At 40.0% G+C, this 7,344-nt stretch carries 6 protein-coding genes; 3 read left to right on the plus strand and 3 right to left on the minus strand.

The window, feature by feature from the left end:
• The 3 genes from ACM0OS_RS27745 to ACM0OS_RS27755 all read right to left on the minus strand — a co-directional run.
• A partial coding sequence (locus ACM0OS_RS27745) for a hypothetical protein (protein ID WP_414546400.1) occupies positions 1-778 on the minus strand: 778 nt, incomplete at its 3' end.
• Between the two features lie 17 nt (positions 779-795).
• On the minus strand, positions 796-1,221 hold the full coding sequence (locus ACM0OS_RS27750; protein WP_414546401.1) for a hypothetical protein: 426 nt from the start codon (positions 1,219-1,221) through the stop codon (positions 796-798).
• 169 nt (positions 1,222-1,390) lie between these two features.
• Positions 1,391-1,612 carry a hypothetical protein gene (locus ACM0OS_RS27755; RefSeq protein WP_414546402.1) on the minus strand — a complete coding sequence of 74 codons (222 nt, stop codon included), beginning with the start codon at positions 1,610-1,612 and terminating at the stop codon, positions 1,391-1,393.
• 336 nt (positions 1,613-1,948) lie between these two features.
• Here ACM0OS_RS27755 and ACM0OS_RS27760 point away from each other — a divergent pair, with 336 nt between their 5' ends.
• From ACM0OS_RS27760 to mobF, 3 genes are all read left to right on the plus strand, one after another.
• Entirely contained in the window at positions 1,949-2,113 is a 165-nt protein-coding gene (locus ACM0OS_RS27760) for a hypothetical protein (protein ID WP_414546403.1), read from the plus strand.
• A 788-nt stretch (positions 2,114-2,901) separates the two neighbouring features.
• Positions 2,902-6,021, plus strand: coding sequence for a DUF3987 domain-containing protein (locus ACM0OS_RS27765; protein WP_414546404.1), 3,120 nt, complete (start codon positions 2,902-2,904; stop codon positions 6,019-6,021).
• Between the two features lie 792 nt (positions 6,022-6,813).
• Positions 6,814-7,344: MobF family relaxase (gene mobF, locus ACM0OS_RS27770; RefSeq protein WP_414546405.1), on the plus strand; the 531-nt coding region annotated here is incomplete at its 3' end.

Raw genomic sequence — 7,344 nt, forward strand, 5'->3', positions numbered from 1 at the left:
CCTCTCGCACGTAGTCAAGGTTTTGACATTCATATTTCCAGGTGCAAGATCTAAGGGAACCTCTTTTGATGTCGTTGTTTATCTCCCGTAGTCCATCGTTCAATAGTTGGGAGTTTTCATTATCCAAACGCGTTACAGTCTCCTTAACACCTTGCACCATGTTGGTTATCTTTTGCTTAGTAACCTGCGCTTTATGTTGTACAAATGCTGTAATTGCTGACTCGATTTCTGCTATCTCATAATCAGAATTAACACTTGCATAATCAAAGTTTTCAGCAATCGCTGTGACTTCCTCAATAGATAAAGTAATCCCCATATCATTTGCAGTGCTGGCAACTAATTCTGATTTCTCTTGAAGGGCAATGGCTGTTTCTTTTGGTTCCTCATTTTCCTTTGTATGCGGTGGGATTAATGTTTCCAGTTGTGTCTGTGTAGGTGCATCAATGTTTCCATTTTCATCACTTACGCACATAGATATTTTTGTTTCTTCAGTGATAGTGTCATCTTTTGTAGTTTGTAACTGAGTGACATCATTTAGATTGCTTTCTACTGTTGCCAATTCCTCATCAGTAGACGCTGTTTCTTGTTCTTCACTAATAACGCTTAACTTGGTGGCGTTATTAATAAAGTGTTCAAAAATAGCTGATATTTCCTCATCTGTTGGGTTATCTGTATCTTCTACAAATTCTTGGTAAATAGGTCTAATTTCACCCAAAGACACCTTTAAACCTTGTCTAGATAGTCTTGATTGAATGCGTTTAGCAATTGTAGTAACCATGTATTTTTACTCCAAAATTAGCTGACTTTAGCGAGTGAGTTGTTTTGTGTTTTTGACTTGTAAATTAGTGCGAGCGCACAAATGGGAATAAGAACTGTTTTGTTGTAGAAAGCTTTACTTTTAAACCCTCCACAGGTTTTAAACCATCTGGATATAGTGCTTTGATTGGGGTAGATATTTAGCTGCTCCAGAAGTTTTATAAACTGTGACCCAGTTATGCCTTCACCAATAGATGGTTCTAACTGCTTGGTAATTTGACGCTTTACTTTGTGGTATTGGCTAAAGTACCTTGGTGATGTTTTTTTCAGTGCAATAAACAGTTCAAATCCTGATTTATTTAGTGGTAATTCACAGGTAATCATTGCCTGTTTTACTCTCCACCAGTGAACATCATTGACCCTTTCACCCTTCAATGTTTCGTAAATTATTCGTGTTTCTTCCATAGGGCATTTAATGCAATATGCGTAAGTTGTAATTTGCATAAATGCAGTAAATGTAATACACATCTTGCGTATTTGAATTACACATCTCGCGTATCTGAATTACACATTCTGCATTTGGGGAGTGCAATTAATGCACGGTAAGCAAATATGCGGTATCTGCATTGCAACTTTAAAGGTGTTTACGACCTCCATTGCTTGCTGTTAGGTTGTTGTGGTTATGCGGGTGAATTGCATAACTCTCTGCTGGCACACTGCTATCAGCTTGAAAAATTAACTTCTCTACTGCTGCGGATAATGCTTGGGTTGGCACGTCTTGAGGCAGTCCAAACATTTTGCACAATTCTTCCACTGCTAAGTAGGAAATGGTGATGCGCCGAGAGTCATATTTCATGGGTTTACATTCCTACAAAAATTTTTGTTACAGATTTAATCAGCTTGATTGAGCCAATTTTTTGCATTGGTGAAGGTTACTGTCATGGTTCCGTTTTTTAAAAGTCTAAAATTGTGAGCATTTAACGCGATTTTAGCCAAATAAGAATAAATTAAAGTATCCAGTCATTGGTTAGCCTTATAATCACTTTCTGACTTCCTTTGCCTTTATTTGGTGGCGTTTTTTGGCTTGCTCATGTTATATTAATTGACAGGTGCGTCACTTGTCAAGGAGTAGCAAACATTTAGCTAGATAATGACATGGGTTGATAATGGCAATAAGTAACAATAGGAGCTTATGCCATCCAACAAACCACGAGTGACGCTGAGGTTAGATGATGATGAATTTAAATACCTTGAGCAATGGGCTGCAAAAGAGTTTTTAACTGTGCCTCAGTTAACTAGAGTCATTGTTAAAAAAGCAATCGCCAGACAAAAGGAAGAATCGAGTAAGTCTGATTAATTTCTATGACCGAAACACCAAGACAGTGCAACGAAAAACAACTACCTACCAGCTTGAACCGAACCAGAACCTAGAGATAATCACAAACTCTGATGTTCTCTGTTCAAAAGCACAACTTTTATTAAGTAATGTTACGGGAAATCAGTTTGAAAGTTTGGATCTAAAAATCGTAATTTAGGGAATGAAAATTCGTATTAGAGTTAATGTCAAGTGTTCGATTGTTCTGTAAGATCAGGCAAGTAGTGAAATGAAGCGTATAAGGAGGTCAATATACAACAGGATCAAAAGATAAATGGACAAAAGCGCCACTAGTAAATAGTGACGCTTTATCCGAGATTTAGACTCATATTCCATTTACTGGAGCCGGAGAGGGGATCTCAAACAAACCAAAGCAGTGGCGGAAAAGTTGGCGCTTAGAAACCACTGACTGGTGAAATGAGATTAAATCCGTGCTGTCTGCATTTTATTATATCTATAGCTGTGGCAATTTCGATCTGCTTCTGCTGACAGATTTTGGACAAAAAAGTCATCAATTTGTTATTTCACTAGCCAAAAATAGAAAAAATTAAACAACACAGCGAATTCTCGAGATATAAAGTGTAGCAGCGCGATTTCCCCCTCCAATACGAAAACATCAAGTATTCAGGGGAAAAATCTGTGATTACTACCAAATCTACACTTCAACCAATTCAACTTACAGGGCAGTACGAGGCTCAACAGAAAAAATCACCAATTTGTTTTTTTAACAATGGTCAACAATTAAATACCGTTGAGGGAGGTATCGCGTAATGGTTGCACAATTCGTCAATACCTCCAATGATTTCATACCCCAACTGCTCTCAGGCTTGAAGCTCATACCCCCAAACTGGGCATTAACACCAGTTTTAGGGAATAAAAATCCATACCGCGCCGATTGGAACCAAGCCGTGCCAATGAGTCGCCGACAATTAATAGCGATTATCGAAGGCGGCGACACAGTAACAGGTAAGGATAGTAAATTTTACAAAATTTATCCGCAAGGATACGGGCTGAGAACAGGTAAATGGTCAGGGGGGATTTTAGCCCTTGATGCAGACGGGGCAGCAGCACAAAACCTCTTAAACCAGATGGGTGAATTACCCAAGACAGTTAGTTTCACATCGGGTAAGCCAGGGCGTTGTCAGTATCTCGTGCGAGTGCCGAAAGAATATTGGTCAGTGATTGAAACCAAAAAAATTAACACTGGCATTAAAGGTGAAGACGGTAAAGACCAGTTATTAGAATTTAGATGGCATGGTTGTCAAAGCGTATTACCTCCGTCTGTTCACCCAGAAACTGGAAGATACCAATGGGTAAATTCTCCCAAGGATATTGAAGTTGCAGAATCCCCAACATGGTTAATTGAATACTTTTTGAATAATTCTGCTACGGGAGCAAACAAAGCTGCCATCAAAGCTGAGTTACTACCATCTTCAGATGTGCCACTGTACCAATGTTTAAGCAGGGATGATAGAGAATTAATTGATAGTGGAGTAGGGGAAGGTAGCCGGGATGATAGCGGTGCCAAGTTAGCCCGTAACCTGATTGGTACAGCTGCAAGGCTCAACCAGCTGGGGTATCAATTTTTTGGTGATCCGCGTGCGCTATTTGATGACTATTGTTCTCGCTGTTCCCCGCCCCTATCCACCAAAGATGCAGAGCGCATTTGGCGCAGTGCTGAAAAATCTAACCCTACTCCTACACTGACCGATGATGCAATAGAAAATTGTGTAAAAGCCTGGAAATACAATCAAAGCAAGGGAATAGGGTCAAACAGGGAACAGGCGATCGCACCAAGGGCAACTGCTGATATCAAACCAATGGGTGAACAATTATCTGGAGATGAATTGATTACCCATGTTGATAGATTGATTGCTGAAGAATTGCCACTAAGTAAAGTTAAAGCAGCACTTGGTAAAAATATAAATGTCTACCATGAGAGACTAAAAGAACAAGAACAAAGCCTAGATAGAGATGTCGCAGCCAAGCAATTACCATCTTTATTTGAGGCACAAAAAGCCAAATTATTACCCCATCAGGTGTTATGGGGTGATGGTGGTAAACTGGCGAAATTGATGACAGAAGTAGCCTCAAATATGCCAGTCAAGCCTGAGTTTCTATTAACAACATTATTCCCAGTAGCAGGTTCTAGGATAGGCACATCCAGCCAGTTAGTAATTAATGCATCAACGAATTACACAGCAACTTGTATTTTTTGGTCATGTATTGTAGCCGAAACAGGAAAGATAAAAACTCCGGCGCAATCAGCAGTTATTAAACCATTAATGAGAATGGAATCTGAAGAATATGAGAATTGGAAAGTTGCTGTTGAAGATTACAAAAATGATATGAAAAAAGCAGCAAAAACTAATGACCCCATGCCAGATGAACCGAGTCCTCGTAAACGGTTTGTAGTGCATAGCTGTACCACTGAAACCAGGATGAAAAGACACGGCGAGAACCCTAGAGGCTTGCTGTATCACCGAGATGAATGGATAGGGTTCCTTAGTGGTTTAAACAAATATCGTAATGGTAAAGGAGATGATGAACAAATTGACTTATCAGAATTTAATGGGGATGCACTTTTAAAGGATGTCATGGACTCCGAGAAAAGCGTATTTCTAGAACAATCGGCAATTAGCCGCACAGGAAATACCCAGACTGATGTCTTGAAAGCATTCATGGCTGACAAAAACTTTAGTGACGCATCAGGTAAGTTTGCCAGGTGGTTATTTTGCTTTGGTGATGATGCGCCGGATGCCTACATAGATTTATTCACTTCAGATGACGGAACGGGTAACAAATTTCAAGATGAACTAACTTGGTTGTATAAATCTTTGGACAGGTTACCAGAGCGTGATTATCTATTATCTGATGATGCAAAACGTATATATCAGGCATATCAGCACAAAATAATAGATTGGTCAAAAAATGAAAGACACCCAGGTTTACGCGCTGCTTATCCTAAGTTACAAACATACCTGGGAAGATTTGCACTGCTGTTGCATCTGGTAAATGCTGTTCTAGCGGGTAAACAACCAGATGTTTCGGTAAACGGTCGCACAATGCAAGCCGCAGTGAATGTTGTCAATTTCTACTTGGCACAAGTAAAACTTCTCTATGCCATCAACGGAGAACAAGATTCTTTAACTGGGTTGCTGCTGAAACTGAAGGAATTTATCGATAAAAAGCCTGAAGGCGTTACGGCTAGGCAAATACAAGCAGGTAATAGAGACTTTAGAAAAATACCATCCAGTGTAATTAAGGAGCATTGCCAGACACTAGTCAACACTGGTTGCATCAAACTTGTAAAAAATACCTATTACCCATTTTTGGGGAAAAGTGCTGACACTGCTGACAAAGTGCTGACAGATTGTCAGCACACTGAAACCCCTCCCCAGTATGGATTTGAAAAAAGTGCTGACACTGCTGACACATTTTTCAACGATTTTCAAAATTACAACCAATTGGTTGTAGATAGCACTGAGCAAACTATAAAATCTAGCAGTGTTGAGGATGATGTTAGTAACACACCAATTGGTCAAAATAATGAATATATAGATAAAGAGTGTCAGCAGTGTCAGCAAAACGATGAAACCCTGACACAGCAAGCGTCAACGTCGTCAGCACTTTGTCAGCACTTTGTCAGCAGTGTCAGCCCTTCTTGTGAACAACTTTATGAGTCTAATGACCCGGCAGTTATAGAAGCGAACGCCGAACTGATACGGGAATCTATCGCGGAGCAAGATTGGGGAATGATTACAACATTGACTCAGAAGTGGTCTACTGAATTTAAAACAGCTGTATGGGCGCTGCTGACAGCAGATGAACGCTCCTCAGTCAAAAATTTAAAATCAAAACTCAATAACCCTGAACCTGAGAAAACTTGAAACATGAGCAATCACAAGAAAATTGCGATCTGCTTTGCACTCAGCAGCGCTGAGTGCAAAGCACACGCTCCGCGAACGTTATCGCCAGAATGCCCAATGCCATCAATTGCTGTTGGTAGTGAGCCACACTCATTTTCCGCTCATTTAATTTTGATTTCGCTTGTCCCTCTCAATTGCACACCTTGAATCAGTCAATCAGATTTTTCGTTCCTGATTTTATCAAGCTGAATGCAAACCAATTGGCTGCACCGTATCGAAAGGGAGCGGATATCAGATTGGTTTGGCGTTTAACTTTAGAGAGGAACGGTTAGATAAAATGTGGTTCTCTGCATCCCAATAAACTCAAAAAAATGGCCGCGAAAAAATCGTCCTCAGTAGGGGATTTTTTGGTAATAAAACACATCAGTACACTCCTGGGACTTTTGTGTAATTGCTGTGTTAATTCTCAGGCAAAAATAACGAAAAACTGTGACATTTCTGTGTGAATTTGTAGACACTTCCCAGCAGTTCCGAGAACTAAATTTGTGATGTTTTTATGGTGAGTTTGTGTCAGGTTTATGGTAAATTCACGATTTTTGAAAAATCCATTTTTCTCGCACAGTACGCCAAAAAGTTTTGACAGAAAAACCCGCTAAATTTAGAATAAAAATATGCAAAAAAACCTCGTGTAAACAAATATTAAATATTGAATTACTGAATACTACGGAAAGTAACATTTAAGTTTTCGTACATATAAGCGCGTCAAATGATGATGATGTGCTTCTGGGAAAATAGTCATCACTGGAGTAGTCAGTGTTAACAGGTAAAAACTCTCTACCACAACAAGCAGTACATTACTTCCTGGAAGGGTATTACCAAGAAGGTACTTCACGCTGGTCTGGTCTGGGGGCCAAAAAATTAGGACTATCAGGAGCAGTAGATAACCAAGAAACCTTCACAAACATCGTTAATGGACTATCGCCAGATGGGAACCAAAAACTATGTGCCAGAAGATTGGATTCATCACAACGCCGAGCCGCCACTGACTTCACTTTCTCAGCACCAAAAAGCGTCAGCCTACAAGCATTAGTAGGTGGAGACGAGCAATTAATTAAAGCACATATATTAGCAGTACAAAAAACCTTAGAACTAATAGAACAACGCTACAGCTACACCAGAGTCACAACAGAAACCGCCAGAGAAACCACCAGAACAGGAAACTTAGTAGTTGCCGAATTTGACCATATTGAAACCAGGAAACTAGACCCACATCTACATACTCACGCCCTAGTCATGAACATGACCTATCTAGAGCAGGGGAAGCGGGGGAAGCAGGGGGAGCAG

This window comes from Nostoc sp. CCY0012, from assembly GCF_963920855.1.
Lineage (GTDB): Bacteria > Cyanobacteriota > Cyanobacteriia > Cyanobacteriales > Nostocaceae > Cyanocohniella.

Coding starts and splice junctions, on each gene's coding strand:
- ACM0OS_RS27765 (WP_414546404.1), top strand. CDS start 2,902: ATGGTTGCACAATTCGTCAATACCTCCAATGATTTCATACCCCAACTG.
- ACM0OS_RS27760 (WP_414546403.1), top strand. CDS start 1,949: ATGCCATCCAACAAACCACGAGTGACGCTGAGGTTAGATGATGATGAA.
- ACM0OS_RS27755 (WP_414546402.1), bottom strand. CDS start 1,612: ATGAAATATGACTCTCGGCGCATCACCATTTCCTACTTAGCAGTGGAA.
- ACM0OS_RS27750 (WP_414546401.1), bottom strand. CDS start 1,221: ATGGAAGAAACACGAATAATTTACGAAACATTGAAGGGTGAAAGGGTC.